At 66.8% G+C, this 16615-nt stretch carries 18 protein-coding genes and 1 riboswitch; of the genes, 9 read left to right on the plus strand and 9 right to left on the minus strand.

Annotated features, from left to right (window positions below):
• Positions 1-197: 197 nt before the first annotated feature.
• The gene (locus tag ACRARE_RS11260) at positions 198-755 is read left to right on the plus strand and encodes a DUF2087 domain-containing protein (protein ID WP_432656534.1); all 558 of its coding nucleotides are present in this window, start codon (positions 198-200) and stop codon (positions 753-755) included.
• A gap of 89 nt (positions 756-844) precedes the next feature.
• Here ACRARE_RS11260 and ACRARE_RS11265 read toward each other — a convergent pair whose 3' ends face one another.
• Positions 845-1168, minus strand: a complete 324-nt coding sequence (locus tag ACRARE_RS11265; protein WP_432656535.1) for a hypothetical protein — start codon at positions 1166-1168, stop codon at positions 845-847.
• Between the two features lie 402 nt (positions 1169-1570).
• On the opposite strand from ACRARE_RS11265, the gene ACRARE_RS11270 reads away from it, so the two are divergent.
• Positions 1571-2761 carry a Hint domain-containing protein gene (locus tag ACRARE_RS11270; protein WP_432656536.1) on the plus strand — a complete coding sequence of 397 codons (1191 nt, stop codon included), beginning with the start codon at positions 1571-1573 and terminating at the stop codon, positions 2759-2761.
• Positions 2762-2839: 78 nt separating this feature from the next.
• Here the strand turns inward: ACRARE_RS11270 and ACRARE_RS11275 are convergent, their stop codons facing one another.
• The 3 genes from ACRARE_RS11275 to ACRARE_RS11285 form a co-directional block, all read right to left on the minus strand.
• Entirely contained in the window at positions 2840-3616 is a 777-nt protein-coding gene (locus tag ACRARE_RS11275) for an MBL fold metallo-hydrolase (RefSeq protein WP_432656537.1), read from the minus strand.
• Between the two features lie 207 nt (positions 3617-3823).
• On the minus strand, positions 3824-4867 hold the full coding sequence (locus tag ACRARE_RS11280; RefSeq protein ID WP_432656538.1) for a cytochrome-c peroxidase: 1044 nt from the start codon (positions 4865-4867) through the stop codon (positions 3824-3826).
• A gap of 215 nt (positions 4868-5082) precedes the next feature.
• The gene (locus tag ACRARE_RS11285; RefSeq protein WP_432656539.1) at positions 5083-6000 is read right to left on the minus strand and encodes a DMT family transporter; all 918 of its coding nucleotides are present in this window, start codon (positions 5998-6000) and stop codon (positions 5083-5085) included.
• Positions 6001-6083: 83 nt separating this feature from the next.
• A riboswitch (FMN riboswitch) is annotated at positions 6084-6216 on the minus strand.
• 720 nt (positions 6217-6936) lie between these two features.
• Between ACRARE_RS11285 and ACRARE_RS11290 the strand changes: the two genes are divergently transcribed.
• The 4 genes from ACRARE_RS11290 (at position 6937) to ACRARE_RS11305 (ending at position 11629) form a co-directional block, all read left to right on the plus strand.
• Complete coding sequence (locus tag ACRARE_RS11290) at positions 6937-7605, plus strand: hypothetical protein (RefSeq protein ID WP_432656540.1); 669 nt, start codon at positions 6937-6939, stop codon at positions 7603-7605.
• Positions 7602-8624, plus strand: a complete 1023-nt coding sequence (locus ACRARE_RS11295) for a hypothetical protein (protein ID WP_432656541.1) — start codon at positions 7602-7604, stop codon at positions 8622-8624. Before ACRARE_RS11290 ends, ACRARE_RS11295 begins: the two co-directional genes overlap by 4 nt.
• A gap of 90 nt (positions 8625-8714) precedes the next feature.
• Complete coding sequence (lepA, locus tag ACRARE_RS11300) at positions 8715-10514, plus strand: translation elongation factor 4 (protein ID WP_432656542.1); 1800 nt, start codon at positions 8715-8717, stop codon at positions 10512-10514.
• Between the two features lie 401 nt (positions 10515-10915).
• Positions 10916-11629, plus strand: coding sequence for a hypothetical protein (locus ACRARE_RS11305; protein ID WP_432656543.1), 714 nt, complete (start codon positions 10916-10918; stop codon positions 11627-11629).
• Between the two features lie 194 nt (positions 11630-11823).
• On the opposite strand, the gene ACRARE_RS11310 is transcribed toward ACRARE_RS11305, so the two are convergent.
• From ACRARE_RS11310 to ACRARE_RS11320, 3 genes are all read right to left on the minus strand, one after another.
• Positions 11824-12375: an REP-associated tyrosine transposase gene (locus tag ACRARE_RS11310; protein ID WP_432656544.1), complete on the minus strand. Its 552-nt coding sequence runs from the start codon at positions 12373-12375 to the stop codon at positions 11824-11826.
• A gap of 248 nt (positions 12376-12623) precedes the next feature.
• On the minus strand, positions 12624-12761 hold the full coding sequence (locus ACRARE_RS11315; protein WP_432656545.1) for an entericidin A/B family lipoprotein: 138 nt from the start codon (positions 12759-12761) through the stop codon (positions 12624-12626).
• Between the two features lie 124 nt (positions 12762-12885).
• Positions 12886-13038, minus strand: coding sequence for an entericidin A/B family lipoprotein (locus ACRARE_RS11320; RefSeq protein WP_432656546.1), 153 nt, complete (start codon positions 13036-13038; stop codon positions 12886-12888).
• 194 nt (positions 13039-13232) lie between these two features.
• Here ACRARE_RS11320 and ACRARE_RS11325 point away from each other — a divergent pair, with 194 nt between their 5' ends.
• Complete coding sequence (locus ACRARE_RS11325; protein ID WP_432656547.1) at positions 13233-13424, plus strand: CTP synthetase; 192 nt, start codon at positions 13233-13235, stop codon at positions 13422-13424.
• 134 nt (positions 13425-13558) lie between these two features.
• Positions 13559-14239 (plus strand): TerB family tellurite resistance protein, encoded by a 681-nt coding sequence (locus ACRARE_RS11330; protein ID WP_432656548.1) that lies wholly within the window; start codon positions 13559-13561, stop codon positions 14237-14239.
• A 14-nt stretch (positions 14240-14253) separates the two neighbouring features.
• Here ACRARE_RS11330 and ACRARE_RS11335 read toward each other — a convergent pair whose 3' ends face one another.
• Positions 14254-15018, minus strand: a complete 765-nt coding sequence (locus ACRARE_RS11335) for an alpha/beta fold hydrolase (protein ID WP_432656549.1) — start codon at positions 15016-15018, stop codon at positions 14254-14256.
• 197 nt (positions 15019-15215) lie between these two features.
• Here ACRARE_RS11335 and ACRARE_RS11340 point away from each other — a divergent pair, with 197 nt between their 5' ends.
• Positions 15216-15608 (plus strand): hypothetical protein, encoded by a 393-nt coding sequence (locus ACRARE_RS11340; RefSeq protein WP_432656550.1) that lies wholly within the window; start codon positions 15216-15218, stop codon positions 15606-15608.
• Positions 15609-15611: 3 nt separating this feature from the next.
• Here the strand turns inward: ACRARE_RS11340 and ACRARE_RS11345 are convergent, their stop codons facing one another.
• Positions 15612-16463: a DUF817 domain-containing protein gene (locus ACRARE_RS11345; protein ID WP_432656551.1), complete on the minus strand. Its 852-nt coding sequence runs from the start codon at positions 16461-16463 to the stop codon at positions 15612-15614.
• Between the last annotated feature and the right edge of the window lie 152 nt (positions 16464-16615).

A 16615-nucleotide genomic window follows, 5' to 3' on the forward strand; every position in this document is an offset into this window, starting at 1 on the left:
CCGGTGCCCGGGCGGACGCTATCCTGGGGGTGGTCGGCAGTTCCCGAGGCCCGCCGTGCCCTTCGGGGCCTGCTAAACCTGCCATCCGAGGGCGCCTGGCGCGCCCTTCGTTTCGATGTTCCGACAGTTCTCACGCCCGACGCGTGCCTGTCGTGACCCGGCGGCCCGCGACCCCTGGCACGCGTGCAGGAGCGATCATGTCGAGACCCCCTATCCCCCTGTCCGTTCCGGACCTTTCCGCCTTTTCCCGCGCCCTGGCGCGTCAGCTGGACGCCGCCGAAGGCGCGCCGCCCTCGCATCTGGCGCTGATGAACATGCTGGCGCGGGCCGGTGGTTATCGCAATTTCCAGCATCTGCGCGCCGTGCAGGCCGCCGAGGGGCGGCTGGCGCGGCCGCCCCGGGCGCCCGAGCCCCCGGCGGACCTGCGCCTGGTGGAACGCGCTCTGCCGCATTTCGACGACGCCGGGCGCCTGCTGCGCTGGCCCGGACGGCGCCAGGTGCGCAGCCTCTGTCTGGAGGTGCTTTGGGCGCGTCTGCCCGCCGGGCAGGTCCTGACCGAGCCCGAGGTCAACGCCCACCTGGAGGCGGCGCACCTGTTTGGCGACGTGGCGCAGCTGCGCCGCTCGCTGATCGAGGACGGGCTGGTCAGCCGCACCCGCGACGGCAGCGCCTATCGCCGCCTGGGGCAGGCTCCCAGCCCCGAGGGGCGGGCGCTGATCCAGCGGGTCGAGGCGCGGCGCAGGGCCGTGGCCTGAGGCGGCGCGCGCGCGGCGCGACGTGAAAAAGGCGCGGCCCCCGGGGGGCTGCGCCTGTCATCTGCGGGTCGATAGGGGGTTTGCGCGCCTCAGGAGGCGGCGCATTGCTCCTGCGCGACGGCGCCGAAGTAGGAGTATTTCTCCCAGAACTGCTCATCCGCGCGCGAGCTGGACATCTTCACGTCCTGGGCCATGTCGGGCTTCTTGAAGAAGCGGGCCGCCTGGCGCTGGTCGCGGCCGCTGAGCACCATGTCGGCAACCTGCTGGATGCAGCCGCAGACCTGCGGGTTCGCCGCGCGGCTGTCCGAGGCCAGGCAGGCGCGGGCGATCGGGCCGGCCTGGGCGGTGCTGCCCAGCATCATCAGGGTGGTGACTGCGCTTGCGGCCAGGGCCGCGCGAATGGAACATTTCATCTCGTTACTGCCTTCGCTGTCCGCCGGTCCGGGGGTTGGTCCGCCCGTGGCCCGCTGTTCGTCTCTGCCATCCGCCCCCCTGCCAATGGCCTGTGCAGGAGAGTCGGTAGCGGGAAAGTGGCAAAAAATCCGTTAATCGACAACCGATACGCGCCCTTTTGCCCGGGGCGCCGGAGGGGGTCGGCGGAAATCCGCGCCGGGGAAGAGTCGCGAAACTGCCCCGAAACCTGGCTGAAACGTCCCATTTTCGCCCTCTCCCCGGTCCGGCCTGCCGCGTAAGATACGGGAAAGCTTGCTTAACAGCGGGTTAATCGCAAGACTGGCGGGGAAGCTGTCGCGGCCTCGGGCGTCGCGGGCGTGTCACCGAAACATCGGGGCGCATCAGATGCAGGGGCAGAGCATATGGCAACGGTAAGTTTCACCCTGCGCGGTGACCAGATCGCGACCTATTCCAGCTATTCCGGCAACGGCAACAACAGTGGTCGCGTGGTCACGGTCGAGGGCGTCAGCCCGATCGGCGATGCCAGCGACAGCTACACCGTGCTGGTGGAACAGGTGAACGAGGGCACCACGCAGTTCCAGAACGGCCAGTTCGTCACCATCCTGGATGCGGATGGCAACATCGTCATGCCGCGCACCGGGGTCAACCCGGACGCCGAACAGGGGCTGGCCGCGGGCGATGAACATATCCTGTTCATCCAGTCGAATTTCCTGATCGACTATGCGGGTTTCGAGGCGGGCAGCAGCACCTTCAAGATCCAGCATAGCGACGAGAAGGCGGACCCGGGGATCGGCGACAACGACGGCCAGTTCGACTGGACCGACCAGGCGGCCTTCGTCTGCATCGCCTCGGGCAGCCTGATCGACATGGTCCATGGTGGCCCCCGTCCGGTGGAAGAGCTGTTGCCGGGCGATCTGGTGCCCACGGTCAGCGGGCGGATGCGCCGGGTGCTGTGGGTGGGCCAGGGGCACATGAGTTTCGACCCAGACGGGCACAAGCAAAAGCCGATCCTGTTCAAGGCGGGGGTGCTGGGCAACGGGCTGCCGCGCCGCGACCTGATGCTGTCGCCGCAGCACCGGGTGCTGCTGGGCGGGCCGGATGTGGCGGCGCTGACCGGCGAGGCGAGGGTGCTGGCGCCGGCCTGCGGCCTGGTGCCGTTGCCGGGGGTGCGGGTGATGCGCGGGCGCCGCGACGCGGTCTATGTCTCGGTCCTGCTGGACCGCCACGACGTGATCCGCGCCGAGGGCGCCCCGGTGGAAAGCTTCTGGCCCGGTCCCGAGGGGCTGAAACGCCTCGACCCGATGCTGCGCGCCGCCGTCCATGCCGAGATCCCCGGTCTGCTGAGCGAGGGGGTGGCGGCCTATGGCCCGCCCGCCGCGCGACTGATGCGGGTGCAGGAAACCCTGCGCCTGGCCCGCGCCCTGCGGACGGGCATGGCCGAAGCCCGCGCCGAGGGGCGCGCGCCGCGCCCGCTGATCCCCGCCCTGGCCCCGCCCGAGGCGGCGCGGGCCCGGCGCACCCGCAGCGGTCGCACCCTGCGCTTCGAGGGGCTGCTGGATACGGGCTATGAGGGGCTGCGCATCCGCGCCTGAGGGGGCGGGGGCGCGCCGCTCTGGGCCGGGCGCCGCACCGGGGTCAGGCCCCGGCCCGGCAGCCCAAGCGCGCGGGGCTCAGCTGTACCAGCCGCCCATCACTACCTGGGTTTCCGCGCCCGCCTCGGACAGCCGCGCGGCGAACAGATCGGTGTCGGACCCGCGATAGTGATAGGGATAGACCACCTTCGGCGCCATTTCGGCCACGCCCGAGGCGGCCTGATCCTCGGTCATCGTATAGGGCAGGTTGAAGGGCACGAAGGCGATGTCGATGTCGCTTTGGGCGCGGAACTCGGGCGTATCCTCGGTATCGCCCGCGATGTAGATCCGCAGCCCGTCCACGTTCAGGACATAGCCGTTGTCGCGCCCCTTGGGGTGATATTGCAGCCGGTCTTCGGTCATGTTGTAGGCGGGCACGGCGGCGACCTCATAGCCCAGCACCTCGCCGCTGTCGCCATTGGCCAGCGGCGCATTTGCGGCGGCCAGGTCGGGGGCCAGCATCTCGGCCACGGCGGGGTTGGTGATCATCGCCAGGGCGCCGTCCGCGCGCGCGGCCAGGGCGGCCAGGGTCTCGGCGTCGTAGTGGTCGCCATGTTCATGGGTGATCAGCACCGCATCCGGGTCGGGCAGCGCCGCATAGGCCTCGGCCCCGCCGACCGGGTCGACATAGATCACGCCCGCAGGCGTCACCAGGACAAAGCTGGCGTGGGCCACCGGGTGGATGGAAACCCGGCCCGAGGCGGTTTCATAGACATCGCCGGTCAGGTCCTGGGCCATGGCGGCGAAGGGGCGGATCAGCGTGGCCCCTGCGGTGGCGGCAAGTGCGGTGGTCATCAGATGGCGGCGGGTCAGCATGTCTCTCTCTCCCTTGGATGGCCAGGGGGCGTTGGCCCCGTGGCGCCAAGGGTAGGGCGAAAGGGCCGCGCGTCATCTCACGTTGCTGTCAGGAGGGGGGGCGTCAGGGCCGGGGAAAGGCGAGGGGGGCCGACCCTTGCGGACCGGCCCCCGTCCGGCTGGACTGACTGTCGCAATGCCCGGCCGGATCTGGATGGACCTTGCCCCCTAGGGCAGCGCGTCCTGTTTCGGGCGCGGCGTTGCGGCGGTCTCGGCCGGCAGCACCGGCAGGGTGACCTCGGGCATCTCGCCGGTCAGGCTGTCGAGGAAGGCGACGATCTTGGTCGCATCCTCATCCGACAGCGCTTCGCCCAGCTGGCTTTCGGCCATGATCTGCACCGCCACCTTCAGATCCCAGACCTTGCCCGAGTGGAAGTAGGGTGCTGTCAGGGCCACGTTGCGCAGCGGCGCGGCGCGGAAGACATATTCGTCATCCACCGTTTCGGTGACGGCAAAGCGGCCCTTGTCGCCCTCGGGCAACACATCGGCGCCGGGTTTCTCGATCAGGCCGAAGGGATAGTAGCCGTGGCCACCCACGTTGACCCCTTCGTGGCAAGAGACGCAGCCCAGATCCAGGAACAGCCCCAGCCCCGCCTTGGCCTCGGCACTGAGCGCGTTGTCGTCGCCGTTCAGCCAGGCATCGAAGGGCGCGGGTGTCAGCAGCGTTGCCTCGAAGGCCTCGATCGCCTTGGCCATGTTGTCGAAATTGGCCGGGCTGTCCTGGCCGGGGAAGGCGGTCTCGAACAGCGAGACATAGCCGGGCATCGAGTTCATCATCACCTCGACATTGTCGGGGGTGTTGGCCATCTCGACGCCCGCCTGCACCGGGCCCTTGGCCTGGGCGGCCAGATCCTCGGCGCGGCCATCCCAGAACTGCGCCTCGTTCAGCACCGCGTTCAGCACCGTGGGCGCGTTGCGCGGCCCCTTCTGCCAGCCGTGGCCGACCGAGGTTTCCAGGTTGTCATCACCGCCCGTGGTCAGGTTGTGGCAGGAATAGCAGGAAAAGACCCCGGACAGAGAGACCCGGGGATCGAAGAACAGCATCTTGCCCAGTTCGACCTTTTCGGGCGTCACCGTGTTCTCGGTCAGGGCCGGGATGGTCGAGGGCAGGGGGGAAAACATATCGGCCGCATAGTCGCGCAGCTCATCGGCTGCGGCGCCCGTGGCAAGGGCCGTACTGGCTAAGAGGAGAATGGTCAGGCTACGCATCATCGTCTCCGTTTCTGTGGGAGGTTCGCGCCGGGCCACGCTCTCGCAGAATCGCAGGCGGGGGGTTGATCTCGGTCAAATCCGGGAAGGTTTTTTGAATTATTCTAAATTGAAAGGTTTCAGATGTCCCTTTGGGCCGGGGGAGGCAGGGGGCAGGACAGCAAAAGGGGGACGCGGCGGGCGCGTCCCCCTTGGGGTGTCAAGGTCTTGGCACGGTGTCAGGCCTGGGCGGCGCCCCCCTGCGGGCGGGCCAGGCGGCGTTCGCTTTCCAGCAGGTAGAAAGAGGCCGCGATGATCAGCGCCGAGCCGGCCCACATGCTGCCCGGCGGCACGAAGCCGAAGACCAGCACCCCCAGGCCCACGTTCAGCGGCAGTTTCACATGGTCGAAGGGTTGCAGGAACCCCGCGTCGGCCAGGGAATAGGCCCGGGCGATGGCATATTGCGCCGCCGCGGTCAGCACGCCCGCCAGCACCAGCAGGGCCAGGGCCGTGGCGCCGGGCAGCAGCGCGCCCAGCCCAGCACCCGCAGGCAGGGCCAGCCAGGCCAGCAGGGCGTTGGCGGGGGTCAGCAGCATCAGCAGGTGCAGGGTCAGGCTTTCCGGCGCCTCGGTCGCCGTCATCCGCTTGGTCAACAGAGAGGTGCCGGCCCAAAGCGCGGCGGCCCCCACGGGCATCAGCGCGGCCCAGCTGAAGGCATCCGACCAGGGCGCCAGCAGGATCATTCCCCCCGCCAATCCGCCCAGCACCGCCAGCCAGCGGCGCGGCGGGGTCTCCTCGCGCAGCAGCAGCGCCGCGCCCAGGGTGACGAAGAAGGGCGACAGCAGGATCAGCGCCGAGGCCTGCCAGATCGGCACGAAGCCCAGCGAGGCCACCCACAGCTGCACCCCTGCCACGGCGCAACCCGCGCGCGCCAGGTGCAGCCAGGGCTGTTTCATTGCCCAGGCATCGCGGGATCGCGACAGGGCCCAGGGCAGGGCCAGCAGGGTGGCGGTCAGGTATTGCCAGAAGGCGATGGTGGGGCCGGGCAGGCCCAGACCCATGGCGATATGCTGGGTCAGGGTGTTGTAGATGGCAAAGATCGCGCCCGCGGCGATCATCATCGCGGCGCCGCGCGCCGGGTGGTGGGGGTGAGTCATGCGGTGTCCTTTCCAAACGCATAACCCAAGGCAGTCAGGGACAGCGCCCTTGCCGCTCCCTTTCGGGCGCGGTGCGGGGGATGTCCCGTTCTCTTCCATCCGGACTATGACCGTCGGCCCCGGAGTTCCACCGGATCTGCTGACCCTTTCGGTTGCGAAAGGCGCTCGCGGGCTATCACCGCCGGTAGGGAATTGCACCCCGCCCTGAGAACAAGCGGCCTCGTTGGCCGCCGGGGGAAATTAGGGGGCAGGGGAGGGGAGTGCAAGGGGCGCCGGTGCGGGGAGGGCTGTGCGGGGATGTGGGGGGAGGGGGCTCTGCCCCCGTCGCCGGAGGGGCGGCAGGTGGAAGGAAAGGGGGCTCTGCCCCCGTCGCCCGGAGGGCGACTCCCCCGGGATATTTGGGGCCAGAAAATGGGATGGGGGCGAGGAGGGGTGGTGCTGGGGGCGCGAGAGGGGCAGGTGGCGCTTCGTCTAAACGGCATGGACGCTGCCTTTTCCCGGTTGTTCTGTCCGATTACAGTTCGGTCCATCAGTATTGCGCTTGCGGTGCTTGCCCCGTCTCCCGATTGGTTCCCCTGCTGTCCTTAGGCGGTGGATCGCTCTAGTCCCGACGAGAGGGCATTGCGCTGTCCATAGTAGCTGGCCTTGCGGCGCATTCGAGAGCGCGTCGCTGTTGCATTGTCTGCTCTCAGTCGCCTGTACGCTCATCGCAGGGCGGGTGTGGCTGTGGTTCGCGAAACCGGCCAAGCAACACCGGATTGCATCCCCCTGTACCCAGTCCGAGGTTCGGCTTTGCTGGCCTTGCGTCGCTCCGAATGCAGTTTCACCACAGTTTTCCAAACAATGCGCTGCTGCCAACTCGGATAGTGGAAATGTATTTTAATGCAGCATGGCTCTTTCTAATGTTGCTCTGTGAAATACCTCTGCAGGACGAAGTTGCTCGATCTCACCGAAATCCAGAATCGCCTCGAGTTGACACAGTGGCGGCACCGGGAACTGGCTGCCGTCAGTGATCAGCTCGAGCAGGCGTTCCCGTTGCTTGTGGCGCAGATCGAAGACCATGTCGTCGGCCTTTCCCAGGTCGGTGTGGCCAGGGCCCATATGCGTCTCGCCAGTGCCTTCGGCGATATCCTGAGCTCCTGGACGGAAGAGCAGCGTCTGATCGCGGTCCAGCGGGCCGAGGTGGCGCTCAATGCACTGGAGGAAAAGCTCGGGGAGCGCGAGAGATTCCACCTGCCGGTGGACGCGGTCATCGGGCTGGTTGGAAAACCGGTCCTGCTGGCCGCCTCCATGGCAGCCATGCCGACCCTCGCCGCCGTGGCGACGGTCAGCGCCACCAGCCTGTTCTTCTTCACCACCTCCACTGTCAGCGTGCCGATTCTCGTGGCGGGAGGCGTGGCCCTGGCTGTTGCCAACCTTTCGGGCAGCACGGTGATCAACCGTATGGGGGACAAGTCCCGTCGCCGACTGGCAGAGCGCGCCAATGCGCTGGCATGGGTCAATGTCTTCGGAGATCCTGAAAAGCCTGACGGTCGATGTCTGCTGAATGACCTGCAAGTCGCGGTGCTTCGCAAGGCCGAGGATAAACTGGAGGCAGTGTCATGATCACCATGCTCTACAAGGTGCCAGAAGACCTTCTGCGGGCCGTCACACAGGGCGAGGCTGAGGTCATCGGCGCTGTCATCAAGGAAACGGTCTCGGGGCGGATCGTGGGCCATATGCAGCAGACCAGTGCGGGCCAGAATTTCCTGATCCGCGCCTTGCAGGGGCTTCCGGGCGCGGCGGGCGGAGAGTTCTCGCCGCTCGGCATGCTGACAGCCTATCAAAATTACCAGATCGGCCAGAAGATCGAGGGCCTGCGCCAAGGCGTCGAGTTGCTCAAGGGCTTGCAGATCGGCACGCTGGCCCTCTCGGGGATCAACCTCGGTGTGTCCATTGCGGGCTTCGCCATGGTGCTGTCCCGGCTGCGCGCGATGGAGGGGCAGCTGGACAACCTCATGATCTCCGTCGCCGCCGTGACCGAGGACCGCCGGGAGGACGATCTGCGGTCCTTGCTGGGGGAACTCATGGACAAGCTGGGTCGCGCCGATGACCTCTTGTCCCTGAAAGATCTGTCCCGCATGGCGGACGGGTTGGTGGACGGCTTCGGCCGCCTGTCGGGCCAGTTCGAGATGATATTCCGCCGCGACGGCGCCGTTCATGCCTTGGAGACTCTCTCGGCGCAGAAGCTGGAGCGGCTCTGGATAGCCGCAGCGGCCCTGCGGTTGTGCCAGGACAGCACGTTGCGGCTGCTCTTTCTGATGGACGAACTGGAATATGCCCGCCGTTTTGCCAATCGCCAGGCTGGCTCGTTGCTGGACTTGTTCGATACTTTCAGGCCCGAAGAGTATAGCCGATTGATGACGCCCGTGAGCGAGGACTGGCAACAAACGCTGGCCGACCGTGCCGAAATGCGTAAACGCTGCATGATCCTGTCGGATGGTTTGCGCGGAGGGGTCGAGGGGGTAGCAGGGCAGGGTGCTCTTGCGCAAAGCCTCTTGGACGGAGGGATTTCCGGTCGCCGTTGGCTCGAAGCCGCCGAGGCAGAACAAGAGGCTCCGTTCCAGTTCCTAGAGGTTGGTTAACCGGAAACCGAATAACTGGCCCGATCGAAGGGGAAGGCCCCCTCACAACCCCTTGCCAACTGCCCCTTTCCCCCTCATATGCTGCCGATCATGACCGATCTCGCGCATATCCGTAACTTCTCCATCGTTGCCCATATCGACCACGGGAAATCCACCCTGGCCGACCGGCTGATCCAGTCCACCAACACCGTCTCGGAACGCGAGATGAAGGAGCAGCTGCTCGACGCGATGGACATCGAGCGGGAACGCGGGATCACCATCAAGGCCAACACCGTCCGGATCGAGTATATCGCCGACAACGGCGAGCTTTACGTGCTCAACCTGATCGACACCCCCGGCCACGTCGACTTTGCCTATGAGGTCAGCCGCTCGATGCACGCCGTCGAAGGCTCACTGCTGGTGGTGGACAGCACCCAGGGGGTCGAGGCGCAGACCCTGGCCAATGTCTATCAGGCCATCGACGCGGACCACGAGATCGTGCCGGTGCTGAACAAGATCGACCTGCCCGCCTCGGAACCCGAACGGGTGGCCGAGCAGATCGAGGATGTGATCGGCATCGACGCCAGCGACGCCCTGCTGGTCTCGGCCAAGTCGGGCCTGGGCATCCACGAGACGCTGGAGGCCATCGTGCATCGCCTGCCCGCGCCCCAGGGCGACCGCGACGCGCCGCTGAAGGCCATGCTGGTGGACAGCTGGTACGATCCCTACCTGGGCGTCGTCGTCCTGGTCCGCATCATGGACGGGGTGATGAAAAAGAACGACCGGGTGAAGTTCATGCGCAACGGCACGATCCACCAGATCGACCGGATCGGCGTCTTCCGCCCCGCCATGCAGAACGTGGACGAGCTGGGCCCGGGCGAGATCGGCTTCATCACCGCCTCGATCAAGCAGGTGCGCGATACCAAGGTGGGCGACACGATCACCCACGAGAAGAAGGGCTGCGAAACCGCGCTGCCGGGCTTCAAACCCTCCATCCCGGTGGTCTTCTGCGGCCTCTTCCCGGTGGACAGTGCCGAGTTCGAGGATCTGCGCGATGCGATCGAGAAACTGGCGCTGAACGATGCCTCCTTCAGCTATGAGATGGAAACCTCGGCCGCCCTCGGCTTCGGCTTCCGCTGCGGGTTCCTGGGGCTGCTGCACCTCGAGGTGATCCGCGACCGGCTGGAGCGCGAATACAACATCGAGCTGATCACGACCGCCCCTTCGGTGGTCTATCACGTCCACATGAAGGACGGCACGATGGAAGAGCTGCACAACCCCGCCGACATGCCCGACCTCACTTACGTCGATCACATCGAAGAGCCGCGCATCAAGGCCACCATCATGGTCCCCGACGACTATCTGGGCGATGTGCTGAAGCTGTGCCAGGACCGCCGCGGCATCCAGATGGAGCTGACCTATGCCGGCACCCGGCCCCTGGTGGTCTATGACCTGCCGCTGAACGAGGTGGTCTTCGACTTTTACGACCGGCTGAAATCGGTGACCAAGGGCTATGCGTCCTTCGATTACCAGATGATCGGCTATCGCCAGGACAACCTGGTGAAGATGCAGATCCTGGTGAATGACGAGCCGGTGGATGCCCTGTCGATGATGGTGCACCGAGATCGCGCCGAGATGCGCGGCCGGGCCATGTGCGAGAAGCTGAAAGAGCTGATCCCGCGTCACATGTTCAAGATCCCGATCCAGGCGGCCATCGGCGGCAAGGTGATCGCCCGCGAGACCCTGTCGGCGATGCGCAAGGACGTGACCGCGAAATGCTATGGCGGCGACGCGACGCGGAAGCGCAAGCTGCTGGACAAGCAGAAGGCGGGCAAGAAGAAGATGCGCCAGTTCGGGAAGGTGGATATCCCGCAAGAGGCGTTCATCTCGGCGCTGAAGATGGATAATTGAGGGGAACCCGGGCGAGAGCCCGGGTTTTTCTTTTGGGACTGCCAGTGGTCTTTGCGCCGGGTGGGGTGATGCATAGGTGGGTTGCATCCACCCTACGTTTGCCATGAGGGGGCAGCGTTTGCGTCGGGCCCCATACGGGGAGAAGCAAGCACTCAACCCGTAGGGTGGATGCCAATCCACCATGCTCCGGCGAGGCGCTACGGTGGATTACATCCACCCTACAAAGCGTTCGCATCCCTTCGAGAGCCGCGCGAAAAACCTAGCCCCGTAGGGTGGATGAAATCCACCGTTGCCGGAATGATCGCGGCATTGTGGGCTTTGCCCGCCCTAGGCAAGGGAGATGGTGGCTTGAAATATCCGGTTGAACTTAGAATGCTGCCCCCTAGCAATGGAGCAACCCAATGGCGGAACCAGATCATGATGGGGCTCTGAAAGAGCAAAGAAGGAAAGACCTGCGGCGAGAAATTGAGCGGCTCGAGGCAGAGTTCCATCGCCTCACAAGCGCCTTGGCATTTTGTGAGGAGTTCCTTTCTCGTTCCTACGAAGTTGATAAAGGGACGGCGCCTCCCGGAGCCATCGGACTTCACCAATTGTTTCTCATGGCCGCCGACAACATGCATATGTGCGTGGCACGACTTTTCGACAACCAGGATAAGTCCGTGGGGTTGAGGCAGGTGTTTCGCAAATATTCGGACGTGTTTGCCTACGGCTTGGATGACCCTGTCCAAGATGCATGGGAGGCCTGTTTGACCTCCATCGAGGGCAGTGAATTACTCGAAAACCTGTGGATTTACCGGCACGAATGGTTGGCACATAATCTTCTGAAGGCAGGGGATCGCACAAATGTCGAACGGATTCTCACAATCGGCCTCAGGAAGGGAGACGGGGGCACATACACGGTCACTTGGGCTGACCTCCTTGATCTGTCTCGCAGCACGCTGGATCTTCTGGCAAGGCTGCTTCGATTGGCCTGCGGTAGCCAGATTGTTCGTCGTACGCTCTACGGGGCTGAAGGAAGCCATGTACATGCTTCGGCAATAGATGTGGACCACTACGTGAAGAATGCCCGCGAGCAGTTTGCTGCCGTTCTGGAGCCCTGGTTTCCGAAGGGGTAGGGCGGATGCTGCTGCCGTTCAGCACCGAACCTCTCGTGCTTCACTGTTGAAGTGGAAAGCTAGCTGCTTACCCCGGTCGTCTAGCGGTGGATTGCATCCACCCTACGCGTCCTCGCTTTCATCCCGCACCGGGCCCACGCCTGGTAGGGTGGATGCCAATCCACCACCCACCTCCCCACGCTGCGCCCCCCCCCCTACGAAATCAGATCCCGCTGCACCTCCCGCTCCCCATAATTCCCCTCCGGCACCGCTCCGGCCCAGTCCGCCTCGACCCAGCCTTGGCGCACCTCGCGGTGGAAGGAGGAGAATTCCCAGTCCGCCGCCCGGGCCACCAGCCCGTGCCGGACCGGGTCGGCCCAGCAATAGCGCAGGTGCCGGTGGTAGTCGCGGGCGTCGCGGATGTGATGCTCCCAATAGCGCCGTTGCCAGATGCCGACCTCGCCGCGCCGCAGGCGACCGGGGCTGATCGCCACGCGGTCCTTCACCCGCTTGCTGAACTCGGCCTTGATCGCCTGCCAGCGCAGCGGATAGGCGGCGTCGCCCGGTGGCAGGGTCCACAGGCAGTGCAGGTGGTCGGGCAGCACGACCCAGGCGTCGATGTGGAAGGGGCGGCGCAGGCGTTCCACCATCACCGCTTCGCGCAGCGCCGTCACCTCGTGGCTGAGCAGCGCCGAGCCGGTCTCGCGCAGGCAGACGGTGAAGAAGATCGTGGCGCCGGGCAGGCGGGGGCGGAGATAGCTGGCCATGCGGCGATCGTCGCGTGGCATGGTTAAGAAAGGGTGGAGCGGGGCGGGGCTGCGCGGAACACCAGGCAGGCCCGAGGTCAGGCGCAGAGGCGCTTGCGCCAGGCGAGGGGCACAGGGTCCGCCGTGACTGAGGCCGGACAGCCGCCGCCCGCGCTGGACGCAGGCGCGCATGACAAAGGCCGGGCCCGCCCCGGGGTCCCGGCCTTGGCCTGGGTCGTCTGGTCCCGCGCCGGACGCGCGGGGGGGAATTACATCCCGGCCTGGGTCTGGCGGGCTTCGCCCTCGATGGCGGCGCCGGCCTTTTGCAGGTCACGGCCCGCGCCCTGCACGGTTTCACAGGCGGTCAGCGCGGTCAGCGCGGCCAGGCAGATGGCAAGTCGGATCATCTCGGTCCTCGGTAAGAAATGGCTCTGACCGGGATCCTAGGCGGCGGGCCGGGGCGCGTCCAGTCGGATGCGTCTTCCCGGCCCGTTCAATCGCGCGCGCAGCCGTGCCAGGCGCGCGGGGCGCTTACATCTGCGCCTGGGTTTCCTGCGCCTGGCCCTCGATGGCCTCACCGGCGTTTTCGATGTCCTGGCCTGCGCCCTCGATGGTTTCGCAGGCGGCCAGGGCCAGCAGGGTGGCGAAAAGGGCGGCGGTGCGGGTGGCGATACGGGCGGTCATGTCTGTCTCCTGTCTCTCTTCCGGTTCTGCGGGGACAACGCGGCGCGACGGCTGAGGTTCCGGGCGGGGGTCTGACCTGGCGACAGAGCGGCGCAGGCGGGCGGTATTTGACCCCGATCAAGGCGGTGCGGGGCGGCGGGCCCGCACAGTCCATACGGTCCCGACTCGGGTCCGTCATGGGAAGGATAACAGCCATGCTTCGTCTCGCCTCGATCCTCTACTCACTGATCTCGACCACCCTGGCGGGGTCCTTCGTGGTCGTCGCCCTGGTCACCGGCCAGGACACGCTACGCCCGATCCTGATCGCCGCCGCCGCGGGGTTCCTGGTGGCCCTGCCGGTGGCCTATCTGGTCGCCCGGCGCATCGTCGGCAGCGACGAGGCCTAGGCCCGGGGACCCTGCCCAAGGGGCAAGCGGGGGCCGGTGCGGGCCCCGCATGACGGTGCTTTTCATTATGGACGGGGGCGGGGCGCCTCTAAGGTCGCGCCAAACGTCTGTCTGATCTGCACGAAGGATGCCCCATGAACGGTATGCGCGACCTGGCCCTGGGCGGGCTTTTCTTTGTCGGCGGCATCGTGGTTACCGTGATCTCGCTGACCGGCGGCCAGGGCGGGGCGATCGCCTATGGCGCCATCGCGGTTGGCGCCTTCATGCTGATCAAGGGCGGGATGCAGCAGGCCGAGTATCGCAAGGCGGTCCGCGCGGCAAAGGCCCGGGCCGAGGCCGGGCAGCCGGCCGAGGCGGGCGCGGGCACGATCACCCGGGCCCAGGCGGATGAAATGATCGACCTGGTGGTGGGCGTTGCCGCCGCCGACGGGCAGCTGGCGCCGGGCGAACGGGTGATCCTGCGCTCGGTCGCGCGTGATGTCTTTGCCGCCGATCTGTCGGACGCGGATGTGCAGGCGATCTATGACCGGGTCAGCGCCTCGGCCCATGGGTTCGAGGCCGGTCTTTACCGTCTTCAGGGCAAGATCCCGCCTCAGATGGGGCCGACCCTGCTGCGCTATGCCGCCATGGTGGCCTATGCCGATGGCGAGCTGGGTGCGGCGGAACAGGCCGCCCTGGCCAAGATGGCCGAGATCCTGGGCATCAGAGACACCCAGAAACAGGTCGAGCTACAGGCCGCCTTCCAGCAGATCCAGCGCATCGTGATGGAGCAGCAGCAGGCCCGCGAAGCCGCCGCAGGCCCCATGCCTGGCTGATCAGCGCGACGCCTTCAGCCCGCGGCAAGAAAGGCCGCCACGGCGGCTTCGAATTCGCGCGGTTTCTCGGCGTGCAGCCAGTGGCCCGCGCCGGGGATCTTGGCGAAATGCGACTGCGGGAAAAGGGCCCGGATGCGCTCGCGCGCCTCGGGCTTCACATAGTCGCTTTCGGCGCCCGACAGGAACAGGGTCTCGCCGGGGAAGGGGGTGGTCAGATCCTCGGGGAAGGACATGATCTTGGGCATCTCCGCCTCCAGCACCTCCAGGTTCAGCCGCCAGCGTTTCTCGGCCACATCCAGGCTTTGGGTGAAGAAGCTTTGCAGGGCGCGCCCCACCCCCAGCTCGGCCAGCTGCGCCTCGGCGTCCGACCGGCGACCCACCCGGGACAGGTCGACCGCCTTCATCGCGTCGATGAATTCCTGCTGGCTGTGGGAATAGGTGACGGGGGCGATATCCGCCACCACCAGCCGGTCCACCAGCTCGGGGCGGCTCAGCGCCAGGGTCATGGCGGCCTTGCCGCCCATGGAATGGCCCAGCAGATGGCAGGGGCGCCCCTCGGCCTCGATCACCTCGGCCAGGTCGCGGGCCATGTCGGGATAGCCGTGCTGGTCGCTCCAGTCGGAAAAGCCGTGGTTGCGCATATCCACGGCGATGACCGCGCGGTCCGCCGACAGACGTTTCGAGATCACGCCCCAGTTCCGCCCCGACCCGAACAGGCCATGGGCGATCACAAGGGGGGTGGCGTCGGCGGGGCCGTCCTGGCGGATCCTGTTCAGCATGGGCGATGCATAGCGCGGCCCCGCGTTCCGCGCCAGAGGGCGGCGCGCAGGGTCCCCTGCCCAGGGGCGCACAGCGCCGGGCGGGGGGGCAAGGGCAGGCGCAAAGACTTGTCGCCCGCCGCCCCCGGCGCTAGGGTCGGCTCCGCTGCGGCGCCCGCCTCGGGCCGCCCCGGCACAGAAGGACCGGAGCAGACGTCATGGCCGACCCCCTCAACTCGCTCGACAGGCATATGGACCGCAGCGCCCGTCGGCTGCGGCGCAAGCTGGGCGGCAAGCGCGGCCATCTGCACCTGCGCGATGCCGATCTCGACCGGTTGACCCGCCGCGCCGGGCGTGACCTGCCCGCGCCTGCGCGGCGCGAGGCGCAGCGGATCCTGGCCACCCGCGCCCAGATGCAGAACCCGCGCCTGGCGGCGCGGATGGATCCCGGGCGGCTCGACGCCTCGTTCCGGCGCTTCGACGCGGTACTGGGCCAGTGGAACCCGGCCCGGCGGCGGCGCAACATGTGGCTCAACGCCGTGGCGGGCTATGCCTTTAACCTGCTGCTTTTCGGCGCGCTGCTGGCGGGCTTCCTGCACTGGCAGGGCTAGGGCCTAGCCCTGATCGACATCCCCGGGGCGAAAGCCCCCGCGCCGCAACTGGCCGCGCATCACCAGGGTGACGGTGGCGAAGCTGACGAAGAACAGCAGATACCACGATCCCATCTTCGACAGCGAGACCAGCTGAAATTCCGCCTGGCGGTGATAGATCCAGGTGCCCGACAGGGTGCCGATATTCTCGGCCACCCACAGGGCAAAGGCGATGCCAAGCGCGGCCAGGGGGAAGGGCATCCAGTGCCAGGCGCGCAGGCGAAACCACATCCGCGTGCGCGCAAAGAGCAGCAGCGTGGCGGCGAACAGCGCCAGCCGGATGTCGGGCAGCCAGTGATGGGCGAAGAAGTTTACATAGATCGCCAGTGCCAGCAGGACCGAGGCCCAGAAGGGCGGATAGGGGGCAAAGACGGCCCCGAACAGGCGAAAGGCCCGGGCGATATAGCTGCCGACGCTGGCATACATGAAGCCGGTGAACAGCGGCACTTCGAACAGCTTCAGCATCCCCGGCTCGGGATAGGCCCAGGATCCGGCCGAGACCTTGAACCACTCCATCACCGTGCCGGTGAGGTGGAAGAGCAGGATTACCTTGGCCTCGTCCCAGGTTTCCAGCCGGAAGGCCAGCAGCAGGATCTGTGTCAGCACCGCCAACCCCACCAGAAAGTCATAGCGCGCCAGGGCCCAGCCCTCCTGCCAGATCGCAGAGGTGACGATCAGCGAGATAAGGATGATCCCAGCGAACAGCCCGGCCCATAGCTGGCGCCAGAGGAACAGCAGCAGGGATTGCGCCCAGCCGGGCAGAGGCGTCTGCGCCAGCAGCGCGGCATCACGGGGCAGGGAGGGGGTCTCGCTCATGGCGCCATGTTGCGCGTCCCGTGCGCCCTGTCCAGCGCCCGCCGCACACCTGCCCCTCACCCCCGGCATACCGGACTTTGGCCAAAGGCCCTCGCACTCCAACCCTCCCGACACGCCGCCGGGCCAGAGGCGCCCCGCCCCTCTCTTCTCAT

Origin of the sequence: Pseudooceanicola aquaeponti (genome assembly GCF_050897975.1) — a bacterium.
Taxonomy (GTDB): domain Bacteria; phylum Pseudomonadota; class Alphaproteobacteria; order Rhodobacterales; family Rhodobacteraceae; genus Pseudooceanicola.

Bases quoted from the DNA above. Each gene is read 5' to 3' on its own strand.
- ACRARE_RS11260 (WP_432656534.1), top strand. From the start codon at position 198: ATGTCGAGACCCCCTATCCCCCTGTCCGTTCCGGACCTTTCCGCCTTT.
- ACRARE_RS11265 (WP_432656535.1), bottom strand. From the start codon at position 1,168: ATGAAATGTTCCATTCGCGCGGCCCTGGCCGCAAGCGCAGTCACCACC.
- ACRARE_RS11270 (WP_432656536.1), top strand. From the start codon at position 1,571: ATGGCAACGGTAAGTTTCACCCTGCGCGGTGACCAGATCGCGACCTAT.
- ACRARE_RS11275 (WP_432656537.1), bottom strand. From the start codon at position 3,616: ATGCTGACCCGCCGCCATCTGATGACCACCGCACTTGCCGCCACCGCA.
- ACRARE_RS11280 (WP_432656538.1), bottom strand. From the start codon at position 4,867: ATGATGCGTAGCCTGACCATTCTCCTCTTAGCCAGTACGGCCCTTGCC.
- ACRARE_RS11285 (WP_432656539.1), bottom strand. From the start codon at position 6,000: ATGACTCACCCCCACCACCCGGCGCGCGGCGCCGCGATGATGATCGCC.
- ACRARE_RS11295 (WP_432656541.1), top strand. From the start codon at position 7,602: ATGATCACCATGCTCTACAAGGTGCCAGAAGACCTTCTGCGGGCCGTC.
- lepA (WP_432656542.1), top strand. From the start codon at position 8,715: ATGACCGATCTCGCGCATATCCGTAACTTCTCCATCGTTGCCCATATC.
- ACRARE_RS11305 (WP_432656543.1), top strand. From the start codon at position 10,916: ATGGCGGAACCAGATCATGATGGGGCTCTGAAAGAGCAAAGAAGGAAA.
- ACRARE_RS11310 (WP_432656544.1), bottom strand. From the start codon at position 12,375: ATGGCCAGCTATCTCCGCCCCCGCCTGCCCGGCGCCACGATCTTCTTC.
- ACRARE_RS11315 (WP_432656545.1), bottom strand. From the start codon at position 12,761: ATGATCCGACTTGCCATCTGCCTGGCCGCGCTGACCGCGCTGACCGCC.
- ACRARE_RS11320 (WP_432656546.1), bottom strand. From the start codon at position 13,038: ATGACCGCCCGTATCGCCACCCGCACCGCCGCCCTTTTCGCCACCCTG.
- ACRARE_RS11325 (WP_432656547.1), top strand. From the start codon at position 13,233: ATGCTTCGTCTCGCCTCGATCCTCTACTCACTGATCTCGACCACCCTG.
- ACRARE_RS11330 (WP_432656548.1), top strand. From the start codon at position 13,559: ATGAACGGTATGCGCGACCTGGCCCTGGGCGGGCTTTTCTTTGTCGGC.
- ACRARE_RS11335 (WP_432656549.1), bottom strand. From the start codon at position 15,018: ATGCTGAACAGGATCCGCCAGGACGGCCCCGCCGACGCCACCCCCCTT.
- ACRARE_RS11340 (WP_432656550.1), top strand. From the start codon at position 15,216: ATGGCCGACCCCCTCAACTCGCTCGACAGGCATATGGACCGCAGCGCC.
- ACRARE_RS11345 (WP_432656551.1), bottom strand. From the start codon at position 16,463: ATGAGCGAGACCCCCTCCCTGCCCCGTGATGCCGCGCTGCTGGCGCAG.